Origin of the sequence: Mesorhizobium sp. M1A.F.Ca.IN.022.07.1.1 (assembly GCF_003997575.1) — a bacterium.
Lineage (GTDB): Bacteria > Pseudomonadota > Alphaproteobacteria > Rhizobiales > Rhizobiaceae > Mesorhizobium.
The window spans coordinates 1-26,133 of record NZ_RZST01000018.1; the positions used below are offsets into that span (position 1 = coordinate 1).

Sequence of the window (26,133 nt, forward strand, 5' to 3'; positions counted from 1 at the left end):
GGCCTGGCGGCAGCGTCGAGATAGAGCGTCTGGCGCGACATGCGCCAGCGACCGGTGAAATGGCCTTCGCCCGGTTTGCCTGGTGCCAGCGGCTGCTCCGTGCTGTCGAGCGGCTTCGCCAGCCGTTGCAGCGCCGGATAAGTTGCCTGGAAACGATCATTGTGGACGTCGCGCCAGTCACGGCCGAAGCGGCCGGTACCATTGGTGCGGTCGAGCGCATCGATTCGGCTTTGGGCCAGCAACGCCTCGAATCGCTTTTCATAGGCGGCACTGCCATTGTCCGCGAAGTAACCGGCGCTGGCGATCTCGGCGCCGCTTCGATCCGCCGAGATGGGCGGACGCGCGCAGGCTTCGTCTCCCGGAAAGAAGGCGCAGGCGGAACGGCCCGGCATGCCGGCGCATCCGGCGAGCGCGGTCAGCGCCAGGCCAAGCAGCAGCCTTGTCACGACGGCTCCCGGTCTCACCCGGTCGCCCCGTTAATGACCTTGAGCTGGGCGGGGTCGCGCGGCGGCATGAAGCCCTGCGGAAAGACCTTGCAGACCGGAAGCGCGAAGGTGGCTATCAAGAGCTCGGCCTCGCCGCGCATCTTCCTTGGCGCCGTCTTGTCGCCGCGGATCGTCCTTGCCGAAGCGATCAGCGCGCCGTCGCAATCGCAATGATTGTGGCGGGCGATATAGCAGGCATCGTGGATCCGGCAGGCGGCATCGAGCCGGTCGACCGGGGTGGCCGAGAGATCGCCGGTACGGGTTCCGGGACCGCAATAATTGCCGAAGACGAAAGGCGAGGGGCGGGCCATCGCATAGCGGATCGACTTCGGCAGTTCCGCTTCGGGAACCCTGGCCCACGGATTGGCGCAGCCGGAGAGGCAAAGCAGCGGCAGGATGGCAAGAATGGCTCGCATGTCTGCGCCGGCTTTCCCAGATTCCCCCTCGCCTGCCATGGCATGGCGAAGTACTGGTGCCACACTGGCCGATTTTGTGGCAAGCGCAAGGCAGGTCGGCTCCGCCTTCGGTTCGGCCAGTTTCAGCAACGACAGGCTGGCGCGACTCCCGGACGGCTATCCCGTGCGGATGGCTGACATGGATTTCCACCTCGGCGACGGCGATGTCAGCTTCTACGGCCACGCCAGGATCGCGATTTCGATACGCGACCGCCACTACGGCTTAGTCACCTGCGGGCTCATGGGCAACAGCGCCGAGGAAGCCGGCCGGATGTGGGCGCCGTTCGCCGCTGAGGCCGACAGGTTGTGAATTCTTTCGTCCTCGATGCGCCTTGAAGGCGGTTCCAAAGCGGGCCGGCCTTTTTGGGCGGCATCAGACGAACAATCCCTTTTCCCGCTCCACCCCCCTGGTGATGAAATTGGCGACGAGCTGGACCCGGCGCAGCGGCCTCACTGATTCGTGATAGACCAGCCAGTACGCGCGGCGGATGGGCGCGACGATGTCTACCGGCACCAGCTCCGGCATCGAGCGGGCGACGAAGGTATGCAGGATGCCGATGCCGGCGCCCGAGCGCACCGCCTCCGCCTGGCCAAGCGCTGACGAGATGGCGAAGCTGGTGCGCCAGTCCGGGCTGAACTCCGCGGCATAGTCGAGCGAAGGGCTGACGATGAGGTCGGGCACATAGCCGATCAGCGTGTGCCGATCGAGCTCGGCTGCTGACTTCGGCAGGCCGTTGGCTTCCGCATAGGTGCGGGAGGCGAACAGGCCGAGCGTATAGTCGACGAGCTTTCCCGCCACCAATCGGCCCTCGGTCGGCCGCTCTACGGCAATCGCGATGTCGGCCTCGCGCCGCGACAGGGAGAAGGAGCGCGGCACCGGCACCAGCTGGATGGTGAGCTCGCGGTGGAGCGCCGTCAGCTCGCCCAAACGCTTGGCGAGGAAGGCGACACCGAAACCGTCGGGAGCGCCGATGCGCACCGTGCCGGAGACGTCGTCCCCCTCGCCGGCGATGGTCGAGCGCGCTGCGATCATGTCGCTCTCCATGCGCTCGGCGATGTCGAGGAAGCGCTCGCCGGCCGGCGTCAGCTCACTGCCGGTGGTCAGGCGACGGAAGAGTTTCGTCCGCAGCGCTTCCTCGAGCGCCGCGAGCCGTCGCGAGACGGTGGCGTGGTTAAGCTCCAGCCGTTTTGCCGCGCCGAGGATCTGGCCGGCGCGCGCCACGGCGAGGAAGATGCGGACATCATCCCAGTTCATGGGGATGGTCCAGGTTAGTCGCCAGCGCTGCGTTCCCGCCCTCCCCCCTCTGTCCTGCCGGACATCTCCCCCGCAAGGGGGGAGATCGGATGTCGCGTTCGCTTTCGCCAATCGCCAACGGTGCAGGATGAGCCCCGGCGATGAAACTGCCAATCTCCCCCCATGCGCGGGAGATGTCCGGCAGGACAGAGAGGGGTGTGAAGGAACTCAATCTTCGATCCTTTCAATGACCGATCATCATCACCTTTTGCGGCAATTAATGCACGTCCGACTGCCGCTGTCTATTTCGCGCACAACGGTTGCGTTCTAGCTCGCGTTGCCATTGCGGACGCAAAGGCGGACAATGCCTCATCACCAAAACAGGGAGAGAACCCATGATCGAGTACGGTCATTTCATTGGCGGCAAGCGTGTCGCCGGCACCAGCGGCCGCAAGCAGGACGTCATGCAGCCGATGGACGGCTCGGTGCGCGCTACGGTGGCGCTGGCCTCAGCGCAGGAGCTGCGCGCCGCGGTCGAGAACGCCAAGGCCGCGCAGATCAAGTGGGGCGCCACCAACCCGCAGCGCCGCGTGCGCGTGCTGATGAAGTTTCTCGAACTGGTCCAGCGCGACTATGACGAGCTGGCCGACATCCTGGCGCGCGAGCATGGCAAGACCATTGCCGACGCGCGCGGCGACATCCAGCGTGGCCTCGAAGTGGTCGAGGTCTGCATCGGCGCGCCGCATATGATGAAGGGCGAGTTCACCGACGGCGCCGGTCCGGGCATCGACACCTATTCGATGCGCCAGCCGCTCGGCGTCGTCGCCGGCATCACGCCGTTCAACTTCCCGGCGATGATCCCGCTGTGGAAGATCGCGCCGGCGATCGCCTGCGGCAACGCCTTCATCCTGAAGCCTTCGGAGCGCGACCCGGGCGTGCCGATCCGCATCGCCGAGCTGTTCATCGAGGCCGGCCTGCCGGAAGGCGTGCTGAACGTGGTCAACGGCGACAAGGAAGTGGTCGACGCCATCCTCGACGATCCAGACATCAAAGCCGTCGGCTTCGTCGGGTCAACGCCGATTGCGCAGTACATCTATGCGCGCGGCTGCGCGGCGGGAAAACGCGTGCAGTGCTTCGGCGGCGCCAAGAACCACATGATCATCATGCCCGACGCCGACATGGACCAGACGGTCGACGCGCTGGTCGGCGCCGGCTACGGCTCGGCCGGCGAGCGCTGCATGGCGATCTCGGTGGCCGTGCCGGTCGGCAACGACACCGCGAACCGGCTGATGGAAAAGCTGGTACCGCGCGTCGAAAGCCTGAAGGTCGGTCCGTCGACCGACTCCTCGGCCGATTTCGGCCCGCTGGTGACACGCCAAGCCCTGGAACGCGTCAAGGGCTATGTCGATATCGGTGTCAAGGAAGGCGCCAAGCTGGTTGTCGATGGCCGCGGCTTCAAGATGCAGGGCTACGAGAACGGCTACTACATGGGCGGCTGCCTGTTCGACAACGTGACGCCGGAGATGCGCATCTACAAGGAAGAGATCTTCGGGCCGGTGCTGTCGGTGGTGCGCGCGCCGACCTATGAGAACGCCATCAACCTCGCCAACGACCACGAGATGGGCAACGGCGTCGCCATCTTCACCCGCGACGGCGACGCCGCGCGTGACTTTGCTTCCAGGGTCCAGGTCGGCATGGTCGGCGTCAACGTGCCGATCCCGGTGCCGATCGCCTACTACACCTTCGGCGGCTGGAAGGCGTCGTCCTTCGGCGACCTTAACCAGCACGGCCCGGACGCGTTCCGCTTCTACACCAAGACCAAGACGGTCACCTCGCGCTGGCCGTCCGGCATCAAGGACGGCGCCGAGTTCGTCATCCCGACGATGAACTGACCGGACGGTTTTTCGAGAGCCTCGTGAGAAAGCGCGGTTTGCACCCGCGCTTTCTGTTTGGGGCCTTGCAGAGGAGGCTGGTTGTCCTTCACCTCATCGATATTTGGCGTAGCTTGTCGTCTCGCCCGGTCGTCGCTTGCAACTTCAGATGCATGATTTGCGACGAGACACGTCGAGGCTGCATCCGCACCTCCTAATGATTCCATCGCCGTGTGATGGAACCAACAGGCCGCCATTCGCCTTAGGCTGTATTCCTGCCATGCGTGCAGGCCAATCAAACAGCGCCGGTGGCAGCCGGGGTTCTCGTCTGGCGCGAGGAGGTGTCGGATGACACGATTTCTTATGGCGACGATGTGCCTTGCGGCGGCAGCGCTGTCGGCCGGCCAGGCCAATGCGGCAGCACAATGCGCACCACGCGCCGACATCATCAAGGCGCTCGGCGACAAGTTCCACGAAAGCGAGGCAGGGCGCGGGCTGATCAATCCGAACGTCGTGCTCGAGATCTTTGTCTCCGACCAAGGCAGTTGGACCGTTCTTGCCTCCGATACCAAGGGGCAGAGCTGCATCCTGTCCGTTGGCGAAGGCTGGGACAGCCCGACGATCACGGCAGCCGTGCCGGGAGCCTAACACTCACTGGCGCCACGGCTCGTTCAGTGAAAGCCGCGCCGGCGCCCGCATCAACGCCCGCTTGTCTACCGGGCGCAGCTTCACCATATCGAATGCAGGGAGTGATAAATCTCCCTGCGACAGACCGGAAACCAGAAGGAGTGACGTGATGGCGACGTCGAGTCCGGCCTGGAGCGTTCCGGCACACTGAGGCGGCCGAATGTGCCTTTGCCGGAATGCCACGGCGAAGGAGGTGCCCCATGGCACGCAGATTTTCGTTCCGAGTGGTGAAGATGGCAGCCGCCGGCGCCGTCATGGCTTTGCCGGCAGTCCCGGTGCAGGCGCAAGTCCTCTGCGGGGGCCATGACGATCTGGTCGCGGGGCTGGCAGAGACGTTCGAAGAGAAGCGGCTGGGCTATGGCCTGGGTGGAGACGTCGCCATCTTCGAGGTGTTTGTGTCGGCGAGCGGAACCTGGACCATCCTGATGACCGACGTTAAGGGCCAGAGTTGCATCCTGGCGGCCGGCGAGGGATGGGAGCACACGCTGGCCACCGCGGTCCGGCACCCGGGCGGGTGAACCGCGTAACCGGACAGTTCAGCTAAGGCGGAACCGCTCCGGTCAGCGCGTCGCGGCCGCCTCGGCGTGGTGGCGTAGCAGCGCCATCAATTTCTTGGCGTCCTTGGCGGCGGCTTCCTCGTCGCCGTCGAGGATAGAGCGGATCAGCGCGACGTGGTGCTCGGCCGATTCGGCGAGCCCGGTATCCGCCTTGTAGCGGAACCAGAAGCGCCGGCTGTGCGTCTGCAAGGGCGCCGCCACGCGCGCCGCGAATGGATTGTCGGCGGCGATCGCCAGCGCCTCGTCAAGTAGCTTGTCGGCCTGAATGAAGGAAAGCACGTTGCCGGAGATCACTGCCTTCTGCATGGCGAGGGCTGCCTCGTGAAACAGGTCGGCCGCCTCGCGGGTGACGTAGCGGGCGGCCGAGCGGGCAAGCACCACCTCGATGCCGCGCCTGGCATCGATGACGCGCAGCCAGTCGCCGGGGTGGAGCGGCGCCACCGCGATGCCGGCGCGTGGTCTGACGTCGAGCAAGCCCTCCCAGGCCAGCCTTTGGATCGCTTCGCGCACCGGGGTACGGCCGAAGCCGAGCCGCTCGATCAGTGCACCTTCGGTGACGAAGCTTGAAGGCGCCAGTTCAAGAGTGACGATCATGTGCTCCAGCACACGATAGGCCCTGGTCGCAACCGGCTCGAAGGTTGCGCTCGTGTCGTTGGATATCAATGCGGATATCAATGGGCCAGCTCCTGATATATTTTTCATATATCATAGCGGATTCAGCATTGACAGCCCGCGTCTTAATAAATATACCGCTGATATATCAGACGGAGAGATAGCCATGTGGGCCGGAGTTTTCCCTGCAGTCACGACCAAATTCACCCCCGACGACCGCCTCGATCATGCCGAAATGGAGCGTTGTTTCTCCTTGCAGATGGAGGCCGGCTGCGACGGCATCATCGTCTGCGGCTCGCTCGGCGAAGGGCCAATGCTTTCGCATGACGAGAAGATCGAAGTGCTGAAGACGGCGCAGAAGGTCGCCGGGACAAAGCCGGTGCTTCTGACCGTCAACGAACCCGGCACCCGCGAGGCGGCAAGCATCGCACGCCGCGCAGCCAAGGAAGGCGCCAACGGCCTGATGGTGGTGCCGAGCCCGATCTACCACACCAATGCCGAAGAGACGGTCGCCGCACTTCGCGCCGTCGCGGAGGCCGGCGACCTGCCTGTCATGATCTACTCCAACCGGCTCGCCTATCGCGTCGACGTCACTGTCGACCTGATGGAGGAGCTGGCGTCCGACAAGCGCTTCGTCGCAATCAAGGAATCGTCGGACGACATCCGCCGCTCGACCGAGATCATCAATCGCCTCGGCGACCGCTACGACCTCTTCACCGGCGTCGACAACCTCGCCTTCGAGGCGCTGTCGGTCGGCGCCATCGGCTGGGTGGCGGGCCTTGTCACGGCCTTCCCGCGTGAGACCGTCGCCATCTACCAGTTGATGAGAAAAGGTCGCCGCGAAGAAGCGCTGAAGATTTACCGCTGGTTCAGGCCACTGCTCGACCTCGATGTCTCGACCTACCTGGTCCAAAACATCAAGCTTGCCGAAGTGCTGGCGATCGGTACCAATGACCGCGTTCGCATGCCACGCCAGCCGCTGTCGGGCGAGCGCCGGAAGGCGGTGGAAAAGATCGTCAGGGATGCGCTGGCCGCGCGCCCGGAACTGCCGGCGTTCTGATAGCTTTCTGCTCCCGTTCACGGGGAAGTAGATGGCGGCAGACAGACGAGGGACAGCGCCAGCGTGCAAGGAAATGCCAAGCCGACCGAAGAGGGGCGCCGCCCTTCATCCGCCCGTCGGGCGCCTTCTCCCCGTGACCGGGGAGAAGGGGAAGATATCGCCATCATCGGCGGCGGCATCATCGGCATTTGCGCCGCCACCTTGCTCGCGGAGGCGGGACGCAGCGTCACCATTTTCGATCGGACGGGCATTTGCGAGGAGACGAGCTCCGGCAACGCTGCCGCCTTCGCCTTCTCCGACGTGCTGCCGCTGGCGCATAAGGGGATGATCAGGCAGTTGCCGAAATGGCTTGCCGATCCGCTGGGGCCTCTTGCCATCCCGCCGGCCTATCTGCCTAAACTTCTTCCCTGGCTGTTCCGCTTCTGGCGCGCGGGCGCCGCCAGGCACTTCGAGGCGAGCCTTGCGGCGCAGGCCGGCATGATGAAGCTCGCCGAAGCCGAATGGATGGGTTTGCTCGACCGCTCCGGCACGCGGCCGATGCTGCATGAGGACGGCTCGCTCGAACTCTACGAAAGCGAGGCCGAGTTCCGCGCCTCGCTGCCCGGCTGGAGGGCGCGCGAACGTTTCGGCATAGGCTTCCGCCATGTCGAGGGTGAGGGGATGGCGGCGCTGCAGCCGGGTCTTTCGCCACGCTTCGTCAAGGGCACCTTCGTGCCGGGGTGGAAGACAGTCGCCGATCCGAAACTGCTCGGCAAGGCGATCTGGGCCTATGCGGAGCGGCTCGGCGCGCGCTTCGAGCACGCGCGCGTCGAGCGTATCGGGACCGGAACAAACGGCGTCACGCTTATGCTTGCGGACGGCACGGCCCGAAAAGCGAAGCAGCTCGTGATCGCCGCCGGCGCCTGGTCGCATCTGCTGGCCAAAGATATCGCCGACCGCATCCCGCTGGAGACCGAGCGCGGTTACAACACCACGCTGCCGGTGTCGGCCTTCGACGTGAAGCGGCAGCTGATCTTTTCCGGGCACGGCTTCGTCATCACGCCGCTGGAAACCGGCTTGCGCGTCGGCGGCGCCGTCGAGCTGGGCGGCATCGAACGAGCGCCGAATTTCGCGCGCTCGAAGGCGATGCTGGAAAAAGCCAAGCGTTTCCTGCCCGGGCTCGATCCGTCGGGCGGCCGCGAGTGGATGGGCTTCCGGCCATCGCTGCCGGATTCGCTGCCGGTCATCGGCAGGGCGCGGGCGCCGAACATCGTCTACGCTTTCGGCCACGGCCATCTCGGCCTGACCCAGGCGGCAGCGACCGGCCGCTCGATCCGAGATCTCCTTCTCGGGCAGGAGCCGCCGATCGATCTCACTCCTTTCCGCCCGCAACGGTTCTGACAATTCGCCAGAATTCTGATATTTCAGGGAGCCATCATGGCCAAGACATCCTTCTTCTGCATCGACGGCCACACCTGCGGCAATCCGGTGAGGCTGGTTGCCGGCGGCGGCCCACTGCTGGAAGGCGCGACGATGATGGAACGGCGGGCGCATTTCCTCGCCGAATATGACTGGATCCGGACCGGGCTGATGTTCGAGCCGCGCGGTCATGACGTGATGTCCGGCTCGATCCTCTATCCGCCGACGCGCGAGGACTGCGATATCGCGATCCTCTTCATCGAAACCTCGGGCTGCCTGCCGATGTGCGGCCACGGCACCATCGGCACCGTGACGATGGCGATCGAGCATGGGCTGGTGAGGCCGAAGACGCCGGGCGTGCTCAGGCTCGACACGCCGGCCGGCCTGGTCGTCGCCGAATACAAACAGGTCGGCGAATATGTCGAGGAGGTGCGCATCACCAACGTGCCGTCCTTCCTTTACGCCGAAGGGCTGTCGGTGGAGTGCCCGGTGCTTGGCGAGATCAGCGTCGACGTCGCTTATGGCGGCAATTTCTATGCCATCGTCGAGCCGCAGGAGAACTACCGCGACATGGCCGACCATTCGGCCGCCGACCTCATCGCCTGGAGCCCGCTTGTGCGCCAGCGCCTGAACGAGAAATACTCGTTCGTGCATCCGGAGAACCCGGGCATCAACCGGCTGTCGCACATGCTGTGGACCGGCAAGCCGAGAGATGCCGAGGCCGATGCCCGCAATGCCGTGTTCTATGGCGACAAGGCGATCGACCGCTCGCCTTGCGGCACCGGCACCTCGGCGCGCATGGCGCAGCTCCACGCCAAGGGCAGGCTCGAGGTCGGCGACAGTTTTGTCCATGAGTCGATCATCGGCTCGCTGTTCAAGGGCAGGGTCGAAAAGGAGGTCAGCGTTGCCGGCAAACCAGCCATCATCCCCTCGATCGGCGGCTGGGCGCGCATGACCGGACTGAACACCATCTTCATCGACGACCGCGATCCGTTCGCGCACGGGTTCATCGTCACCTGATCGCTCCCGTTCGGCGTCAGGCCGCCTCGTCGTTCGTCGAAACCTGACTACCGAACCAATCGGCAAAGGTGATTTCGGCCGCCGTTCGCCTCGCCGTCACATGACCGTCATACCGGGCAGAATCCTGCGCGGGACGGCAAAATCGAGCGCTGCCGCTGACGCAAGGAATCTTCTCATCAATTTATTTTGACGGCGATTTCTTCGAAACGACGCGCATGATACGGCTTAATCGTCAAAGACATTGCGTTGTGCCAATGATAGGGTCCGCGATAGTCCAGGGGCCGGGTGCGAAAAAGCGGGCAATCGGGCAGCGTGCTTCCAAACCACGCGCGGCGATTGAAAATCACGTTGCAATCCGGGCTTGAAACTTTACGACTAGGGGCAATACGAAAAGGAATGCGTCCTCGAAGGCGACATTCCAGGGGAGCCGCTTAAATATGCAGTATTTCGTCCAGCAGCTTATCAACGGGCTGACGCTGGGATCTATCTACGGGCTGATCGCGATCGGCTACACGATGGTCTACGGCATCATCGGCATGATCAATTTCGCCCATGGCGATATCTTCATGGTGGGCGCCTTCACGGCCCTCATCGTCTTCCTGATCCTCGGCGCGATGTTCTATTCGGTGCCGGTGGTGGTGGCGCTCCTGATCATGATGATCGTGGGCATGCTGCTCACCAGTCTTTACAACTGGACGATCGAGAAGGTGGCCTACAGGCCGCTGCGCGGATCGTTCCGGCTCGCGCCGCTGATCACCGCCATCGGCATGTCGATCGCCCTGTCCAACTTCGTGCAGGTCACGCAAGGGCCGCGCAACAAGCCGATCCCGCCGCTGGTCAGCCAGGTCTATACGATCGACGGCATCAGCGTCTCGCTGAAGCAGATCATCATCGTGCTGGTCACCGCCGTGCTGCTGGCGATCTTCTGGTATCTCGTCAACAGGACGGCATTGGGGCGGGCGCAGCGCGCCTGCGAGCAGGACCGCAAGATGGCGGCGCTGCTTGGGGTCGACGTCGACCGCACAATCTCCATCACCTTCATCATGGGCGCAGCGCTTGCCGCGGTCGCCGGGACGCTTTTCTTGATGTATTATGGCGTGGTGGTCTTCTCAGACGGCTTCGTGCCGGGCGTGAAGGCCTTCACGGCGGCGGTGCTTGGCGGCATCGGCTCGCTGCCGGGCGCAGTGCTCGGCGGGCTTTTGATCGGCTTCATCGAGAGCATGTGGTCGGCCTATTTCTCGATCGACTACAAGGACGTCGCGGCCTTCTCGATCCTGGCGATCGTGCTCATCTTCCTGCCCTCCGGCATCCTGGGCCGGCCAGAAGTCGAAAAGGTCTGATCCTCATGGCCGTTACCGTTTCTCCGGAGCGCGACGTCGTCGCTACTCCCATCCAGCGCGCGTTCCGCGAAGCGCTCTACGCCGGCGCCATCGCGCTCGGCCTGTTCGTGCTGTTCATCGGTCTCAGGACCGATCAGAACATCAACAACGAGCTGATCCTGGTGCAGCGCTGGGGCCTGCTCGCCCTGGTGGTCCTCGCCGTTGTCGTCGGGCGCTTCCTCTATGTTGCGTATGCGGTTCCGGCGCTCGAACGATCAAGGGCTGAAAGGGCCAAGGCGCCTGCGATCGCCGTGGAGCCCGGCTTCGTGCGGCGAAACTTCAACAAGATCGGCGCCACGGTGCTGATCCTCTATCCAGTGGCGATGGTGCTTCTGTTCGGCTTCCAGGGCTCGCTGAAATGGGTCGACAATTTCGGCATCCAGATCCTGATCTATGTGATGCTGGCCTGGGGCCTCAACATCGTCATCGGGCTAGCCGGCCTGCTCGACCTCGGCTATGTCGCCTTTTACGCCGTTGGCGCCTATGCCTATGCGCTGCTCGGCACGCATTTTGGCCTGTCGTTCTGGATCCTGCTGCCTGCCGCCGGCGCCATGGCCGCCTTCTGGGGCGTCATGCTCGGCTTCCCGGTGCTGCGGCTGCGCGGCGACTATCTGGCGATCGTCACGCTCGCCTTCGGCGAGATCATCCGTCTGGTGCTGATCAACTGGCGTGAGGTGACCAACGGCTCGGCCGGCATTTCCGGCATCCCGAAGGTCTCCTTCTTCGGGCTCATGTCGTTCAACGTCTCGGACCCGAACTACATCGCCAAGGTGCTGGGCATCGCCCAGTCGGGCGCCTACTACAAGATCTTCCTCTATTATCTCATCCTGGCGCTCTGCTTCCTCACCGCCTTCGTCACCATCAGGCTGCGCCGCCTGCCGGTGGGCCGCGCCTGGGAAGCGCTGCGCGAGGACGAGATCGCCTGCCGCTCGCTCGGCATCAATACCACCACCACCAAGCTGACGGCGTTCGCCACCGGCGCCATGTTCGGCGGCTTCGCCGGCTCGTTCTTCGCCGCGCGCCAGGGCTTCGTCAGCCCGGAATCCTTCGTCTTCCTTGAATCGGCGATCATCCTGGCCATCGTCGTGCTCGGCGGCATGGGCTCGTTGGGCGGTATCGCGGTGGCGGCGCTGGTGATGATCGGCGGCACCGAGATCCTGCGCGAGTTGGGCTTCCTCAAGGTGGTGTTCGGTCCGGACTTCACGCCGGAGCTCTACCGCATGCTATTGTTCGGCGTTGCGATGGTGATCGTCATGCTGTGGAAGCCGCGCGGCTTCGTCGGCAGTCGAGAACCAACAGCCTTCCTCAAGGAGCGAAAAGCGGTGTCAGGCTCCTTCACCAAGGAGGGCCACGGCTGATGAACGCGCAAGTTTCCATGAACGACTTCATCCTGCAGGTCGAGCATCTGTCGATGAAGTTCGGCGGCCTGATCGCCATCGGCGACCTGTCGTTCCAGGCCAAGCGCGGCGAGATCACCGCGCTGATCGGACCGAACGGCGCCGGCAAGACGACCGTGTTCAATTGCATCACCGGCTTCTACAAACCTTCGGAAGGCATGATCACGCTCAGCCGGCGCGACGGCTCGAACTATCTGCTCGAGCGCCTGCCCAATCACGAGATCCCCGCGCGTGCCAAGGTGGCGCGCACCTTCCAGAACATCCGCCTGTTCTCGGGCATGACGCTGCTGGAGAACCTCCTGGTCGCCCAGCACAACAAGCTGATGAAGGCCTCGGGCTATACCTTCCTCGGCCTGTTCGGCTTCTCCAGCTACCGGCAGGCCTCGGCTGAATCGATCGATCTCGCCAAGCACTGGCTGGAAAAGGCCAATCTCGTCGACCGCGCCGACGATCCGGCCGGCGACCTGCCCTATGGCGCGCAACGGCGGCTGGAGATCGCGCGCGCCATGTGCACCGGACCTGAGCTTTTGTGCCTCGACGAGCCGGCCGCCGGTCTCAATCCGAAGGAATCGGCCTCGCTCAATGAACTGTTGATGGACATCAAGGACAACACCGGCACGTCGATCCTGCTCATCGAGCACGACATGTCGGTGGTCATGCAGATCTCCGACCACGTCGTGGTGCTGGAGTACGGCCGCAAGATCTCCGACGGCAGCCCGCAGTCGGTCCGGACCGATCCGCGCGTGATCGCCGCGTATCTCGGCGTCGACGACGAGGAAGTGGAAGAGGTGCTGACCGAAGTCGGCGACGAGGATGTCATCGAGCAGCTGGATACCGGGCCTGATGCGGCGCACGGGCCGGGCAGTTCCGCCTCGATGATGGCGGGGCCGGTTTCCGACACTGTCGAACACGCGGACGAGGGCGAACGGGTCATGGTATCGAGAGGCGCCTCGAAAGCGGCTCAGGTCGATGCCAAAGCCAAAACGCCAAGAAAGTCGTCCGAGCGGGCCACGGGCAAGCCGGCCGCGAAATCCTCGACAGCCAAGCCGCGCGGAGGGCGTAAGTAATGGCCGGCACAACGCTGCTCGATATCAAGGGCGTCCAGACCTATTACGGCAACATCCGCGCGCTGAACGGTGTCGACGTCACCGTCAACCAGGGTGAGATCGTGGCGCTGATCGGCGCCAACGGGGCGGGCAAGTCGACGTTGATGATGACGATCTTCGGCGCGCCGCGTGCGCGCAGCGGCACCATCACCTTTGCCGGCAACGACATCACGCAGTTGCCGACACACGAGATCGCGCGGATGCGCATCGCCCAGTCGCCGGAGGGACGCCGCATCTTTCCGCGCATGACGGTGATGGAAAACTTGCAGATGGGCGCCAGCCTCGACAACCTCAAACATTTTGACGAGGATGCCGAGAAGGTGTTTTCGCTGTTCCCGCGGCTGAAGGAGCGCATCGGCCAGCGCGGCGGCACGCTGTCGGGCGGCGAGCAGCAGATGCTGTCGATCGGGCGTGCGCTGATGGCCCGGCCGAAGCTGCTTCTGCTCGACGAGCCGTCGCTGGGCCTCGCGCCGCTGATCGTCAAGCAGATCTTCGATGCCATCCGCGAATTGAACCGGACCCAAGGGCTGACCGTGTTCCTGGTCGAGCAGAACGCCTTCGGCGCGCTGAAGCTCGCCAACCGCGGCTACGTGATGGTCAACGGCAATGTGACGATGAGCGGCACCGGCAAGGAGCTGCTCGCCAATCCGGAAGTGCGCGCCGCCTATCTCGAAGGCGGCCACCACTGAGTTCAGGAGACTTCATCATGCAAGGCATTCTCTACGAGGAAGCCTCGATCTGGCAGTTCCTGTTCGTCACCTGCCTGCTCGGCGGATGGGCGGCGTGGATGACCGGCAAGGCGAGCGCGCAGACCTGGCGCAGCTTCTTTCAGCTGTTCCTCTATATGCTCGGACTCGGCATCGGCATAAGGTTCATCCACCACGCGCTGTTCGACGGCACGATGTTTTCGCTGCACTACTATATCGTCGACACCATCGTGCTGATGATACTGGGCTTCCTTGGGTATCAATACACGCGCACGAACCAGATGGTCACTCAGTATAATTGGCTCTACGAAAGAGCCTCCTTATTGAGCTGGAAACCAAAGGGTTGACGTTCATGATCAACGCCGTTCCGGGAATGAATTTGGCGTGACAAGTGCCTGAAAATCGGCATTCTATGCTTTCTGCGATAAGGGTGGGCATCGCATGAAAGTATCATCCACGCCCACTCCGTAAATGGGAGCGTTTCAATGAAAAAATCACTCTTGTCCGCCGTGGCGCTGACCGCGTTCATCGCGTTCAGCGGCAGCGCGTGGGCCGACATTCTGATCGGCGTCGCCGGTCCGATCACCGGTCCGAACGCGGCCTTCGGCGCGCAGCTGCAGAAGGGCGCCGAACAGGCGGTCGCCGACATCAACGCGGCCGGCGGAGTCCTCGGCCAGCAACTTAAGCTGAGTGTGGGTGACGACGTGTCGGATCCGAAGCAGGGCATCTCGGTCGCCAACAAGTTTGTCGCCGACGGCATCAAGTTCGTCGATGGCCACTTCAATTCGGGCGTCTCAATTCCTGCGTCGGAAGTCTATGCCGAGAATGGCATCCTCGAAATCACGCCGGCCGCGACCAATCCCAAGTTCACCGAACGCGGCATGTGGAATACGTTCCGCACCTGCGGACGCGACGACCAGCAGGGCAAGGTTGCCGGCGACTATGTCGCCAAGAACTTCAAGGACGCCAAGATCGCGCTCATCCATGACAAGACCCCTTATGGCCAGGGCCTTGCCGACGAAACCAAGAAGGCGCTCAATGCCAATGGCGTCAACGAAGCCATGTATGAAGGCATCAATGTCGGCGACAAGGACTTCTCGGCGCTCATCGCCAAGATGAAGGAAGCCGGTATCTCCGTCGTCTACTATGGCGGCCTGCATACGGAGGCCGGCCTCATCATCCGCCAGCTCGCCGACCAGGGCCTCAAGGCCCAGTTCATGTCGGGCGACGGCATCGTGTCGAACGAGCTCGCCTCGATCGCCGGCGACGCCGTCCAAGGCACGCTGATGACGTTCGCGCCGGATCCGCGCAAGAACCCGAACGCCAAGGAGCTCGTGGAGAAGTTCCGCGCTGCCGGTTTCGAACCGGAGGCCTACACGCTCTACTCCTACGCCGCGATCCAGATCATCGCTGCGGCCATCACGAAGACCGGCTCCGCCGACGATGCGCAGAAAGTCGCCGAGACGATCAAGTCGGGCGGCCCCTGGAAGACCGCCATCGGCGACATTGGGTATGACTCCAAGGGCGACATCACCCGCCCGGACTATGTCATGTACACCTGGAAGAAGGGTGAAGACGGCAAGTACTCCTACTTCGAGCAATAAGCCGGCAAAGAAGAGCCGACTTTCCGAGATGCCCGGCGCTGAGCGCCGGGCATTTTTTGTTGGCCGCGCATCCATCCTGCCTTCGTGTCCCTCGCCGAGTTCGTCGGCGTTGTCGTCCAGGCGCTCGGAGGCCGTCGCGAAGGTTTGGCGCAAACAAACGATTTAAATCGATTGAAGTGTCGCGCTATTTTGTTTGCGCTGCAGCATTTTCACGCTAATCATTGCGCCGGTTCACCTCACCTTCCGCTACTGGAGCCCAGTCCTTGGCAATCACGAAGATCCTCGTCGCCAACCGGTCCGAAATCGCCATCCGCGTCTTTCGCGCGGCCAACGAGCTAGGCCTCAAAACCGTGGCGATCTGGGCGGAAGAGGACAAATATTCGCTGCACCGCTTCAAGGCCGACGAAAGCTACCAGGTCGGGCGCGGTCCGCATCTCACCAAGGACATGGGTCCGATCGAAAGCTATCTGTCGATCGACGAGGTGATCCGCGTCGCGCGCCTCTCGGGTGCCGATGCGATCCACCCCGGCTACGGCCTGTTGTCGGAAAGCCCCGAATTCGCCGAGGCCTGCGCTGCCGGCGGCATCACCTTCATCGGGCCGAAGCCCGAGACGATGCGCCGGCTCGGCAACAAGGTGGCGGCGCGCAACCTGGCGATCGACGTCGGCGTGCCGGTCGTGCCCGCCACCGATCCGCTGCCCGACGATATGGACGAGGTGAAAAAGCTCGCCGCGGAAATAGGCTATCCGGTGATGCTCAAGGCCTCGTGGGGTGGCGGCGGCCGCGGCATGCGCGCCATCCGCGCTGAAGCCGACCTCGCGCGCGAAGTCATGGAAGGCAAACGCGAGGCGAAGGCCGCCTTCGGCAAGGACGAGGTCTATCTCGAAAAGCTGATCGAGCGCGCCCGCCATGTCGAGGTGCAGGTGCTGGGCGACACGCAGGGCAATGCCGTGCACCTGTTCGAGCGCGACTGCTCGATCCAGCGCCGTAACCAGAAGGTCGTCGAACGTGCCCCGGCTCCCTACCTCAGCGAGAAACTGCGCGAGGAACTCTGCGCCTACGCGCTGAAGATCGCGCGCGAGACCAGCTACATCGGAGCCGGCACCGTCGAGTTCCTGCAGGACGCCGACACCGGCAAGTTCTATTTCATCGAGGTCAACCCGCGCATCCAGGTCGAGCATACCGTCACCGAGATGGTGACCGGCATCGATATCGTGAAGGCGCAAATCCACATCCTCGACGGCTTCGCCATCGGCACGCCGGAGTCCGGCGTGCCGGCGCAGAAGGACATTAAGCTCAACGGCCACGCCCTGCAGTGCCGCATCACCACCGAGGACCCGGAACACAATTTCATCCCCGATTACGGGCGCATCACCGCATATCGCGGCGCCACCGGCTTCGGCATCCGCCTCGACGGCGGCACCGCCTATTCGGGCGCGGTCATCACCCGGTTCTACGATCCGCTGCTCGAAAAGGTGACGGCCTGGGCGCCGACGCCGGGCGAGACGATCGCGCGCATGAACCGGGCATTGCGCGAGTTCCGCATCCGCGGCGTCGCCACCAACCTCACCTTCCTCGAAGCGATCATCAACCACCCGAGCTTCGCCGACAATTCCTACACCACCAAGTTCATCGACACGACGCCGGAGCTGTTCGAGCAGGTCAAGCGGCAGGACCGCGCCACCAAGCTGCTCAATTATCTCGCCGACGTCAGCGTCAACGGCCATCCCGAGACGCGCGGACGGCCGGTGCCGAAGGCGGATGCGGCGGCGCCTGTGGTGCCCTATCTCAACGGCAAGGTGCCGGACGGCAGCAAGCAGCGGCTCGACGCGCTCGGGCCTCAGAAGTTCGCGGCATGGATGCGCGAGCAAGCCCAGGTGCTCGTTACCGACACGACGATGCGCGACGGACACCAGTCGCTGCTCGCCACCCGCATGCGCACCTACGACATCGCCGGCATCGCCGGCACCTATGCGCGAGCGCTGCCGCAACTGCTCTCACTGGAATGCTGGGGCGGCGCCACCTTCGACGTCGCCATGCGCTTCCTCACCGAGGATCCATGGGAGCGTCTGAGCAGAGTGCGCGAGGCAGCCCCCAATCTTCTGCTGCAGATGCTTCTGCGCGGTGCTAACGGCGTCGGCTACACCAACTATCCCGACAATGTCGTGCAGCATTTCGTTAGACAGGCAGCCGCCGGCGGCGTCGACCTGTTCCGCGTCTTCGACTGCTTGAACTGGGTCGAGAACATGCGCGTCGCCATGGACGCGGTGGGCGCCGAGGGCAAGCTGATCGAAGCGGCGATGTGCTACACCGGCGACATACTCGATCCGGCGCGCGCCAAATACGACCTGAAATATTATGTCGGGCTGGCGAAGGAACTGGAAGCGGCCGGCGCGCATATCATCGCCGTCAAGGACATGGCGGGCCTGTTGAAGCCCTCGGCGGCGCGCGTGCTGTTCAAGGCGCTGCGCGAAGAGACCGACCTGCCGATCCATTTCCACACGCACGACACCTCCGGCCTGTCGGCGGCGACGGTTCTGGCGGCGGTCGAGACCGGCGTCGACGCCATCGACGCGGCGATGGATTCGTTCTCCGGCAACACCTCGCAGCCTTGTCTCGGCTCGATCGTCGAGGCGCTCAAGGGTACCGAGCGCGACCCCGGCCTCGACCCGCAGTGGATCCGCCACATCTCGTTCTACTGGGAAGCGGTGCGCAACCAATACGCCGCCTTTGAAAGCGACCTCAAGGGACCGGCCTCGGAAGTCTATCTGCACGAGATGCCGGGCGGCCAGTTCACCAATCTCAAGGAACAGGCGCGCTCGCTTGGGCTCGAAACGCGCTGGCATGAGGTGGCGCAGGCCTATCACGACGTCAACCTGATGTTCGGCGACATCGTCAAGGTGACGCCGTCGTCGAAAGTGGTCGGCGACATGGCGCTGATGATGGTGAGCCAGGACCTCACGGTCGCCGATGTCGAGAACCCGGCGAAGGACATCGCCTTCCCGGATTCGGTCGTCTCGATGCTGCGCGGCGATCTCGGCCAGTCGCCCGGCGGTTGGCCGCAAGCGCTGCAGAAGAAGGCGCTGAAGGGCGAAAAGCCGATCACCGTCCGGCCCGGCTCGCTGCTGAAGCCGGCGAACCTCAAGGCCAGCCGCAAGGAGATCGAGGAGAAGCTCGAGCGCAAGCTCACCGAGTTCGAATTCGCCTCCTGGCTGATGTATCCGAAAGTCTTCACCGACTTCGCCGCCGCTCAGGAGACCTATGGCCCGGTCAGCGTGCTGCCGACGCCGACCTATTTCTACGGCATGAAGTCGGAAGACGAGATCTTCGTCGACATCGAGAAGGGCAAGACCCTGGTGATACGCTGCCAGGCGTTCGGCGACGTCGACGAAAAAGGCATGGTCACCGTCTTCTTCGAGCTCAACGGCCAGCCGCGTCGCGTGAAGGTGCCGGACCGCGCGCATGGCGCTTCGGCCGCCAAGGCGCGGCGCAAGGCCGAGCCGGGCAACGAGGCGCATGTCGGGGCGCCGATGCCGGGCGTGGTGTCGGCTCTTGCCGTGGCGCCAGGCCAGGCGGTCAAGGCGGGCGACGTGCTGCTCTCGATCGAGGCGATGAAGATGGAGACCGCGTTGCACGCCGAGCGCGACGGCGTGGTGGCAGAGGTGCTGGTCAAGGCCGGCGACCAGATCGATGCGAAGGATTTGCTCATCGCCTTTGGCTGAATGTGCTGATCTTCAGGTGAGGCCGGCCTGCAAACGCCGGCTTCCTGGCGTTCCGGCCTTCGCCGCCGAAGCACTCACCAGGCACGTCGCAGTTAAGGCTACGGCCAGCTTAGGCCCGTGCCCACGTACTCCAAGCACGCTCGGCTCCGGTTCTCGGAACAACCGTTCTCGCCCGCTTCGCGCCCGTCTTCGACTCCGGCTCGGCCTGACCAGAATCTCAGCACAGCCTGGGGTGCTCCAACCCTTCATGCCGCATCGATAATGTCTTGACCCGCCGCGCCTGCTCGGGCATCGAACCCGCTCCAATTTTGCCGGGCGGGAATCGCCGTGGCGCAAAAAAACGCGGAGAGAAAAAATGGCCGACGAGATCACCGAGACCAGCCAGACTGTAGCCGCCGGCCAGCTGCGCGCCATCATCGAGCGCATCGAGCGGCTCGAGGAAGAAAAGAAGACGATTTCCGACGACATCAAGGACGTCTATGGCGAGGCCAAGGGCACCGGCTTCGACACCAAGGCGATCCGCACCATCGTCCGGCTGCGCAAGAAGGATCAGGCCGAGCGCCAGGAGGAGGAGTCGATCCTCGATCTGTACAAGGCCGCGCTCGGCATGGTCTAAGGCTCGCGGCTAGAGCAGTTCAGCGTTTGGTGGAATCGCTGAACTGCTCCAACCATTTGCTTTTGCGCAATTCCGGACGGAAACCGTTACACTTCCTGAAATTGCCTCTAGGGACGGCCATGAGTGAGTTCGACTTCGGCGGCCATCGCGCTTCGGAGTTCCGGCATCGCGGGTTCTGGGCGCTGTTCGCCGAACGGCACCCGGAAGAAAGGGCGCGGCTGGCGCGACGCGGGCCATGGTTCTGGCAGCGCGGAATGCCGGAGTTCGCCCTGGTGCTGTCCATGTATGTCGCGCCAAGCGAGAACGTGGTCGGCGTCTTCTTCGGCCGCAACGAGAAGCTCGGCGCGACGGAGGTCTGGACGCGGCTGATGCCACCGGCGATCGAGGCGCGGCTGAAGCTCAGGCCGGAGCAGAGCGCGCAGAATCTCGGCATCAATTCGCAGTGGCGGGTCAACTGCTTTGCCGAGGACAATTGGCCGGCCATGGCCGACTGGCTGGCGACGGAATGCTCGCGCTTCGAGCAAGCCGTCACCCAAGTGCTGAGGCAGGAGTAGAGCACAGATGGTTGCCGGCTTCTTGCGCTCGCGCTGGCAAGGCAATGTGCCGCTCGACCGGCTGTTCTGGCGCGACATGCTGCTCGCCGGCACGGCGATCAACATCGCTTCGTCCGGGCTGGCGCTTGTCCTGCTTGGGCTGAAGCTGCCGCTCTGGCTGGTGCTCACGGTGCATTTCCTTCCCGCCCCCTACAACATCTTTCTCGCCCTTGCCGTCTGGCGGACGGCAGAAACGGCCGGCGGGTTCAAGGCGCAGCTGATGATGCTGGGCTCGGCGCTCTGGCTGATTGCGACGGTCGTTGTCTGAATCGAAAAGGGCGGCCGAAGCCGCCCTTACGAAACTATGACGAACTGCCTGTCAGGCCGCCGGCTCGAAGCGCAGCGCCACACCGTTGATGCAATAGCGCAGGCCGGTCGGCGGCGGACCGTCCTCGAAGACATGGCCGAGATGGCTGCCGCAACGCGAGCAGTGGCACTCGGTGCGGACCATGCCGTAGCTGCGGTCGACGGTGGTCTCGATCGAACCCGGGATCGGATCGTTGAAACTCGGCCAGCCGGTTCCGCTCTCGAACTTCAGCTTGGATTCGAACAGCGGCTGGTCGCAGCCGACGCAGAAGAAAGTGCCGGCGCGTTTCTCATAAAGCAGGGCGCAGCTGCCGGGGCGCTCGGTGCCGTGGTTGCGCATGACGGCATACTGCTCCGGCGTCAGCCGGGCGCGCCACTCGGCATCGGTGCGGGTGACGGGATAGGCGTGGGTGTCCATGAAATCTCCTCGGCCTTGGCGGCTCGTTGTTGGTTGGCATGTCATGTTCGCACGAAGATAGGTGTTTGTTACACCACTGACCAGCGCTGGGACTGACAACGCAATCGCCGCTGGTTTCCGCGAATTACTGTCACGCTCAATGCTTCCTCGATAGCTGCTTCGTTGCCGCTTCGAGCCCGGCAAGCGTCAGCGGGAATATGCGGCCGCCGAAGATGTCGCTGATCATCGCAATGGAATGGGTGTAGCGCCAGTTCTTCTCAGCCTCAGGGTTCAACCAGACCGCGTTCGGCCACTGCTGCAGCAGCCGACCCAGCCAGACGCCGCCGGCCTCCGGGTTCCAGTGCTCGACCGAGCCGCCGGGATGCGCAATTTCGTAAGGGCTCATCGAGGCGTCGCCGACCACGATCACCTTATAGTCCGGCCCATATTTGTGGATGAGGTCGAAGGTGGGGATCGTCTCGGCCAGGCGGCGGCGATTGTCCTTCCAGACGCGCTCGTAAAGACAGTTGTGGAAGTAGTAATACTCGAGCTGGCGGAATTCGGCGCGCGCGGCGGAGAACAGCTCCTCGACGGTTTTGACGTGACCATCCATCGAGCCGCCGACGTCGAAGAACATCAGGAGCTTCACCGCGTTGCGCCGCTCCGGCCGGGTTCTCACGTCCAGATAGCCGTGCTCGGCGGTGGCGTGGATGGTGCCGGGCAGGTCGAACTCTTCCTCGGCGCCCTCGCGCACCCAGCGCCGCAGCCGCTTCAGCGCCACCTTGATGTTGCGGGTGCCGAGCTCGATCGCGTCGTCGAAGTTCTGGAACTCGCGCTTGTCCCAGACTTCCACTGCGCGACGGTGGCGGCTTTCGTGCTGGCCGATGCGCACGCCTTCCGGATTGTAGCCATAGGCGCCAAGGGGCGAGGTGCCGCCGGTGCCGATCCATTTCGAGCCGCCCTGGTGCCGGCCCTTCTGCTCCTCCAGGCGCTGCTTTAGCGTCTCCATCAGCTTGTCGAAGCCGCCCAGCGCCTCGACCAGCTTCTTCTCCTCGTCGCTCAGGTGCTTTTCGGCGAGCCGGCGCAGCCATTCCTCGGGGATGTTGGCGACGTCGACAGCGTCCGGACCGGCGAGCGCTTCGACGCCCTTGAAGACATGCGCGAACACCTGATCGAAACGGTCGATATGGCGCTCGTCCTTCACCAGGGCCGAGCGCGCGAGGTAGTAAAAACCGTCGACGTCGTAGTCGACCAGCCCAGCTTCAAGGCCTTCGAGCAGCGACAGATACTCCCGGAGCGAAACGGGAACCCGCGCGGCTTTCAGTTCAAGGAAGAAGGGGATGAACATCGCCAGACGGCTATCTCTGCCCCTCGATCTTTTCACGCGCGGCACTCGCAATGAAGGCAGAGCGCGTCAGGCCCCGGCGGCTGGCTTCAGTATCGATCGCCGCAAGCAGACCAGCGTCCAACGACAGGTTTGCCCGGACTGACCGACCGGAGTCGATCAGCAGCGGGATCATGACGGCAGACTCGCCTGCGGCGCTATCGATCTCACCTGATCGTAACAAGTCCGCCACCGTTCGTGCTTCGGGTAACGAGACGTGCTTTGCCAACCGAGTTTCGGCCCATTCGCGTATCGCCGATGCTGCATCGGCAATCGCCTCCTCGGGGCTGGCGCCGCCGCCATGGCAGCCCGGGAGGTCGGGGACCCGGATTCCCCAGACATTATCCGCGCCGTCCAGAACTCCGATATAATGCGTCATGCGATCAGGCCTCAAATCCATCCGGCGAGCTTGGCGATCGAGCGTGCAACGCCCGGAGATTGCTCGCGGTGCCGCGGCACGATGATGGTCACATCCGGTTTTCCCGGGTGCTCGTATTTGTCGTGCTTGCCGCCTCCGACGCTCGACCAGCCGTCGCGCAAAAAGCCGCGCTATGATCTTGCGCGTGTTAGTCTCAATCAGCGGCACGGCGGCTTTCCAATGCGCAATATATTGCGCAGCTGAACCGGTTTCAACCGTTTCACAACAGATCGTACTCGATGAAGCCCGTGCGCCGCGCCACATGGTCGTACAGCCGGCGCGCGGTGGCGTTGGTCTCGTGCGTCATCCAGTAGACGTTCTTCACGCCGATCTTGCCCGCCTCGTCCTGCACCGCTTTGATCAACGCCGCGCCGATGCCCTTGCCGCGCACTTCGGGGTCGGCGAACAGATCCTGCAGATAGCAGGTGTTGACCTCGGACCAACAGGAGCGGTGGTAGAGATAGTGGGTGAGGCCGACGGCCTTGCCCTCAAGCGTGGCGATAAAGCCTTTCGGCTCGAACTCGCCCGCCGTGAACAGGCGCTTCCAGGTGACGTCGTAGACCTCTTCCGGCAGCTTGGTCTCGTAGAAGGTGAGGTAGGCGGTCCATAGTCGGCGCCAGTCGGAGCGGTCGGACTGGGCAAGCGGGCGGACGGTGATCTCGGACATGTTTTCTCCAACGTTTGGTCGGAAGCTGCGGCAACCGCCGCCTGTCGGCAACGGTCCACAGAGGACAAAGCGCTATTGCTGCCAAGCCTATTGCTGGCGCCTGGCCATGAAGGCCAAGCGTTCGAAGAGGTGCACGTCCTGCTCGTTCTTGAGCAGCGCGCCATGCAGCTTCGGCAACATATTCTTCGGATCGGCGCGCAGATCCTCCGGCGCGATGTCGTCGGCGACCAGCAGTCGGATCCAGTCGAGCGCTTCGGAGGTAGATGGTTTCTTCTTCAGCCCGGGCACGTCACGGATCTCGTAGAACTGGGTAAGCGCGGCCCGCACGAGATTCTGCTTGATGCCGGGATAATGCACGTCGACGATCCGGTGCAGCGTCTCGATATCGGGGAAGCGGATGTAGTGGAAAAAGCAGCGGCGCAGAAAGGCGTCCGGCAACTCCTTCTCGTTGTTGGAGGTGATGATGACGATCGGCCGAAATTCGGCGCGGATGGTCTCGCCGGTCTCGTAGACGAAGAACTCCATCCGGTCGAGTTCCTGCAGAAGATCGTTGGGGAATTCGATGTCGGCCTTGTCGATCTCGTCGATCAGGAGAACGACCTTTTTCGATGCCGCGAAGGCGTCCCACAGCTTGCCGCGTTTGATGTAGTTCTTGATGTCGCTGAACCGGTCGTCACCGAGCTGGCTGTCGCGCAGCCGCGAGACGGCGTCATACTCGTAGAGGCCCTGCTGCGCCTTGGTGGTCGATTTGACATTCCATTCGATGAAATCGAGGTCGAGCGCCGCCGCCACTTGACGGGCGAGTTCGGTCTTGCCGGTGCCCGGCTCGCCCTTGACCAGCAACGGTCGCTCCAGAGCGATCGCGGCGTTGACCGCCACCATCAAATCCTTGTCGGCGACGTAAGCCGCGGTGCCTTCGAAACGCATTTCTTCTCCTGATCGTTGGGCCGCGACCGTAAGGACGCTGGCCAGGCTGTGCAAGGCATGACAACGCCGCAAGGCCCATGACGCAGATTTGCGGCCGCTTGGAGCGGTGTCCTTCTGGCGCTCGGTCAACCATGGGCCTATATTGGTTTTGGCGGTCTGCGCTTCCCGGCAGGAGAAACTTATCCCCGGGGCCTTATCGATCCTTAGGGAGCTGTCCCTGGGAAGACCCGTGGGTTTTCTCACACGGCGCCCACCTACTTTGTAGGCACCCGGGATCGACCTCTCCACCGGTTGTGTGGATCGCCACTCTCCCGTTTTTGAATTTGATGCGGTAGAAAGCGTCGCTCCTGCAACTTCGTCCGGATACGACCTTTTCTAACGTCTGCGCATGACCTCATCAAAAGACCTGAAAAAACAGCTTCGCAAGGAAGCTCTGGCGCGACGGGATGCGCTGGACGAATTCTGGCGGGTCGAGATCGCGCTCGAAATGGCTGAGACGGCGCGTGACCAGATCGCCGTCGAACCGGGCCAGATCGTCTCCGGCTTCTGGCCGATGCGCTCCGAGGTCGATGTGCGGCCGCTGATGTTCGCGCTGCGTGAGAAAGGCGCCAGGCTTTGCCTGCCGGCGATCCTCGACAAGACAACCATCGTCTTCCGCGAGCTGGTGCGCGGCGCGCCAATGGTCGAGATGGGTTTCGGCACGGTCGGACCGCACGAGGAGGCCGAAGAGCTCGATCCTTCGCTCATGTTTGTTCCGCTCGCAGCATTCGACGCGCGCGGCCACCGCATCGGCTACGGCGCCGGCTATTACGACCGGGCGATCGCCAGGCTGGCCGACAAAGGGCTGGCGCCGCGGCTGATCGGCATTGCGTTCGACTGCCAGGAGGTGTCGCAAGTGCCGGATGAGAACCATGACGTGATCATCCCGGAAATACTCACCGAGAGCGGGTTACGCCGGTTTACCGCCTCTTAGAATATTCCGACCCGCTTCGCGCGATTCCAATCCCTATCCAACAGTATTCCTGCTATCCAATCCAAGTTGAGGCTAGCAAGGGATTTTGTCTTCATGCGATTCATCCTGATGCCGTTTGCTCTGATCGCGGCAGCACTGTTTGCGATGGGATTGCATATCACCGGAACCACCCTGTACCACCAAGCGGCCTGGGGGCAGACGGTCGCTACCGTGACGGATGTCAGTCCTTTCACTGAAATGCACAAAAATGGCCTCGCCATAGAGCGCATCAATGTCGCCCTCGCCTATGTGGTTGACGACGTGCCGATGACCTGGTCCGGAAAGGGAAACCTTGTCGGTCTCCACGAGGCGTCGATCGGCGACAAGGTGAAATTCTACTACGACCCTGGCGATCCAGCGACCCTCGATACCGCCGGAATGAAGGGCTGGCGCGGCATGCTGTTGATCCTTGCAGGTACCGGCGGCTTCACCGTCTTCTACGTTTGGTTCTTCTGGCTGCGCGGACGGAGCGCGCGTTAGACGTCGCCTTCGGCTGCTAGGACGGGGCGGTGGTGCCGT

General features: G+C 63.5%; 27 protein-coding genes, 1 other RNA gene and 2 pseudogenes. 20 read left to right on the forward strand and 10 right to left on the reverse strand.

The window, feature by feature from the left end; genetic code table 11:
• Window positions 1-446, reverse strand: a pseudogene (locus EOA75_RS04265) (phosphatidylserine/phosphatidylglycerophosphate/cardiolipin synthase family protein); the annotation flags it as partial.
• 14 nt (window positions 447-460) lie between these two features.
• Complete coding sequence (locus EOA75_RS04270; protein ID WP_127323705.1) at window positions 461-901, reverse strand: hypothetical protein; 441 nt, start codon at window positions 899-901, stop codon at window positions 461-463.
• Between EOA75_RS04270 and EOA75_RS04275 the strand changes: the two genes are divergently transcribed.
• Window positions 891-1,250, forward strand: a complete 360-nt coding sequence (locus EOA75_RS04275) for a hypothetical protein (RefSeq protein ID WP_127323706.1) — start codon at window positions 891-893, stop codon at window positions 1,248-1,250. The genes EOA75_RS04270 and EOA75_RS04275 overlap by 11 nt on opposite strands.
• Before the next feature lie 63 nt (window positions 1,251-1,313).
• Here EOA75_RS04275 and EOA75_RS04280 read toward each other — a convergent pair whose 3' ends face one another.
• Complete coding sequence (locus tag EOA75_RS04280; RefSeq protein ID WP_127323707.1) at window positions 1,314-2,195, reverse strand: LysR family transcriptional regulator; 882 nt, start codon at window positions 2,193-2,195, stop codon at window positions 1,314-1,316.
• 374 nt (window positions 2,196-2,569) lie between these two features.
• Between EOA75_RS04280 and EOA75_RS04290 the strand changes: the two genes are divergently transcribed.
• The 3 genes from EOA75_RS04290 (at window position 2,570) to EOA75_RS04300 (ending at window position 5,250) form a co-directional block, all read left to right on the forward strand.
• A complete protein-coding gene (locus tag EOA75_RS04290) occupies window positions 2,570-4,066 on the forward strand; it encodes a CoA-acylating methylmalonate-semialdehyde dehydrogenase (RefSeq protein ID WP_067319526.1) in 1,497 nt (498 codons plus the stop codon).
• A 327-nt stretch (window positions 4,067-4,393) separates the two neighbouring features.
• Entirely contained in the window at window positions 4,394-4,693 is a 300-nt protein-coding gene (locus tag EOA75_RS04295) for a hypothetical protein (protein ID WP_127323708.1), read from the forward strand.
• A 239-nt stretch (window positions 4,694-4,932) separates the two neighbouring features.
• The gene (locus EOA75_RS04300) at window positions 4,933-5,250 is read left to right on the forward strand and encodes a hypothetical protein (RefSeq protein WP_245466558.1); all 318 of its coding nucleotides are present in this window, start codon (window positions 4,933-4,935) and stop codon (window positions 5,248-5,250) included.
• A gap of 42 nt (window positions 5,251-5,292) precedes the next feature.
• Here the strand turns inward: EOA75_RS04300 and EOA75_RS04305 are convergent, their stop codons facing one another.
• Complete coding sequence (locus EOA75_RS04305) at window positions 5,293-5,952, reverse strand: GntR family transcriptional regulator (RefSeq protein ID WP_127323715.1); 660 nt, start codon at window positions 5,950-5,952, stop codon at window positions 5,293-5,295.
• Window positions 5,953-6,067: 115 nt separating this feature from the next.
• Between EOA75_RS04305 and EOA75_RS04310 the strand changes: the two genes are divergently transcribed.
• The 13 genes and pseudogenes from EOA75_RS04310 (at window position 6,068) to EOA75_RS04370 (ending at window position 20,771) form a co-directional block, all read left to right on the forward strand.
• Window positions 6,068-6,961 carry a dihydrodipicolinate synthase family protein gene (locus tag EOA75_RS04310; RefSeq protein WP_067319518.1) on the forward strand — a complete coding sequence of 298 codons (894 nt, stop codon included), beginning with the start codon at window positions 6,068-6,070 and terminating at the stop codon, window positions 6,959-6,961.
• Window positions 6,962-7,024: 63 nt separating this feature from the next.
• Window positions 7,025-8,341 carry an FAD-binding oxidoreductase gene (locus EOA75_RS04315; RefSeq protein WP_127323709.1) on the forward strand — a complete coding sequence of 439 codons (1,317 nt, stop codon included), beginning with the start codon at window positions 7,025-7,027 and terminating at the stop codon, window positions 8,339-8,341.
• Between the two features lie 36 nt (window positions 8,342-8,377).
• On the forward strand, window positions 8,378-9,379 hold the full coding sequence (locus EOA75_RS04320; RefSeq protein WP_067319515.1) for a 4-hydroxyproline epimerase: 1,002 nt from the start codon (window positions 8,378-8,380) through the stop codon (window positions 9,377-9,379).
• Window positions 9,380-9,816: 437 nt separating this feature from the next.
• Window positions 9,817-10,719, forward strand: a complete 903-nt coding sequence (locus EOA75_RS04325) for a branched-chain amino acid ABC transporter permease LivH (RefSeq protein WP_067001669.1) — start codon at window positions 9,817-9,819, stop codon at window positions 10,717-10,719.
• 5 nt (window positions 10,720-10,724) lie between these two features.
• Entirely contained in the window at window positions 10,725-12,116 is a 1,392-nt protein-coding gene (gene livM, locus EOA75_RS04330; protein WP_067001672.1) for a high-affinity branched-chain amino acid ABC transporter permease LivM, read from the forward strand.
• Window positions 12,116-13,201, forward strand: a pseudogene (locus EOA75_RS04335) (ABC transporter ATP-binding protein); the annotation flags it as partial. The gene livM and the pseudogene EOA75_RS04335, both read left to right, overlap by 1 nt.
• A 20-nt stretch (window positions 13,202-13,221) precedes the next feature.
• The gene (locus EOA75_RS04340) at window positions 13,222-13,950 is read left to right on the forward strand and encodes an ABC transporter ATP-binding protein (protein ID WP_095782595.1); all 729 of its coding nucleotides are present in this window, start codon (window positions 13,222-13,224) and stop codon (window positions 13,948-13,950) included.
• A 17-nt stretch (window positions 13,951-13,967) separates the two neighbouring features.
• Window positions 13,968-14,315, forward strand: a complete 348-nt coding sequence (locus tag EOA75_RS04345; RefSeq protein ID WP_067001681.1) for a DUF6867 family protein — start codon at window positions 13,968-13,970, stop codon at window positions 14,313-14,315.
• Window positions 14,316-14,453: 138 nt separating this feature from the next.
• Complete coding sequence (locus EOA75_RS04350; protein WP_067001684.1) at window positions 14,454-15,572, forward strand: branched-chain amino acid ABC transporter substrate-binding protein; 1,119 nt, start codon at window positions 14,454-14,456, stop codon at window positions 15,570-15,572.
• A gap of 263 nt (window positions 15,573-15,835) precedes the next feature.
• A complete protein-coding gene (pyc, locus tag EOA75_RS04355) occupies window positions 15,836-19,294 on the forward strand; it encodes a pyruvate carboxylase (protein ID WP_127323710.1) in 3,459 nt (1,152 codons plus the stop codon).
• Between the two features lie 355 nt (window positions 19,295-19,649).
• On the forward strand, window positions 19,650-19,910 hold the full coding sequence (locus tag EOA75_RS04360; RefSeq protein ID WP_067001689.1) for a DUF2312 domain-containing protein: 261 nt from the start codon (window positions 19,650-19,652) through the stop codon (window positions 19,908-19,910).
• Window positions 19,911-20,029: 119 nt separating this feature from the next.
• Window positions 20,030-20,464: a hypothetical protein gene (locus tag EOA75_RS04365; RefSeq protein ID WP_127323711.1), complete on the forward strand. Its 435-nt coding sequence runs from the start codon at window positions 20,030-20,032 to the stop codon at window positions 20,462-20,464.
• A 7-nt stretch (window positions 20,465-20,471) separates the two neighbouring features.
• Window positions 20,472-20,771 carry a hypothetical protein gene (locus EOA75_RS04370; RefSeq protein ID WP_082953654.1) on the forward strand — a complete coding sequence of 100 codons (300 nt, stop codon included), beginning with the start codon at window positions 20,472-20,474 and terminating at the stop codon, window positions 20,769-20,771.
• A 51-nt stretch (window positions 20,772-20,822) separates the two neighbouring features.
• Here EOA75_RS04370 and msrB read toward each other — a convergent pair whose 3' ends face one another.
• From msrB to EOA75_RS04400, 6 genes are all read right to left on the reverse strand, one after another.
• On the reverse strand, window positions 20,823-21,227 hold the full coding sequence (gene msrB, locus EOA75_RS04375) for a peptide-methionine (R)-S-oxide reductase MsrB (RefSeq protein WP_095799751.1): 405 nt from the start codon (window positions 21,225-21,227) through the stop codon (window positions 20,823-20,825).
• Window positions 21,228-21,363: 136 nt separating this feature from the next.
• Window positions 21,364-22,554: a VWA domain-containing protein gene (locus EOA75_RS04380; RefSeq protein WP_127323716.1), complete on the reverse strand. Its 1,191-nt coding sequence runs from the start codon at window positions 22,552-22,554 to the stop codon at window positions 21,364-21,366.
• Between the two features lie 10 nt (window positions 22,555-22,564).
• The gene (locus EOA75_RS04385) at window positions 22,565-22,969 is read right to left on the reverse strand and encodes a type II toxin-antitoxin system HicB family antitoxin (RefSeq protein WP_095799753.1); all 405 of its coding nucleotides are present in this window, start codon (window positions 22,967-22,969) and stop codon (window positions 22,565-22,567) included.
• A gap of 11 nt (window positions 22,970-22,980) precedes the next feature.
• Window positions 22,981-23,130: a type II toxin-antitoxin system HicA family toxin gene (locus EOA75_RS33895; protein WP_164747274.1), complete on the reverse strand. Its 150-nt coding sequence runs from the start codon at window positions 23,128-23,130 to the stop codon at window positions 22,981-22,983.
• Between the two features lie 98 nt (window positions 23,131-23,228).
• The gene (locus EOA75_RS04395; RefSeq protein WP_127323712.1) at window positions 23,229-23,675 is read right to left on the reverse strand and encodes a GNAT family N-acetyltransferase; all 447 of its coding nucleotides are present in this window, start codon (window positions 23,673-23,675) and stop codon (window positions 23,229-23,231) included.
• A gap of 87 nt (window positions 23,676-23,762) precedes the next feature.
• Window positions 23,763-24,602, reverse strand: coding sequence for a MoxR family ATPase (locus EOA75_RS04400; protein WP_095799755.1), 840 nt, complete (start codon window positions 24,600-24,602; stop codon window positions 23,763-23,765).
• 150 nt (window positions 24,603-24,752) lie between these two features.
• Between EOA75_RS04400 and ssrS the strand changes: the two genes are divergently transcribed.
• From ssrS to EOA75_RS04415, 3 genes are all read left to right on the forward strand, one after another.
• Window positions 24,753-24,908, forward strand: a non-coding RNA gene (gene ssrS / locus EOA75_RS04405) — 6S RNA.
• Window positions 24,909-24,990: 82 nt separating this feature from the next.
• Window positions 24,991-25,575, forward strand: a complete 585-nt coding sequence (locus EOA75_RS04410; protein ID WP_095799756.1) for a 5-formyltetrahydrofolate cyclo-ligase — start codon at window positions 24,991-24,993, stop codon at window positions 25,573-25,575.
• Window positions 25,576-25,668: 93 nt separating this feature from the next.
• Window positions 25,669-26,094 carry a DUF3592 domain-containing protein gene (locus tag EOA75_RS04415; RefSeq protein ID WP_127241615.1) on the forward strand — a complete coding sequence of 142 codons (426 nt, stop codon included), beginning with the start codon at window positions 25,669-25,671 and terminating at the stop codon, window positions 26,092-26,094.
• Window positions 26,095-26,133 lie beyond the last annotated feature (39 nt).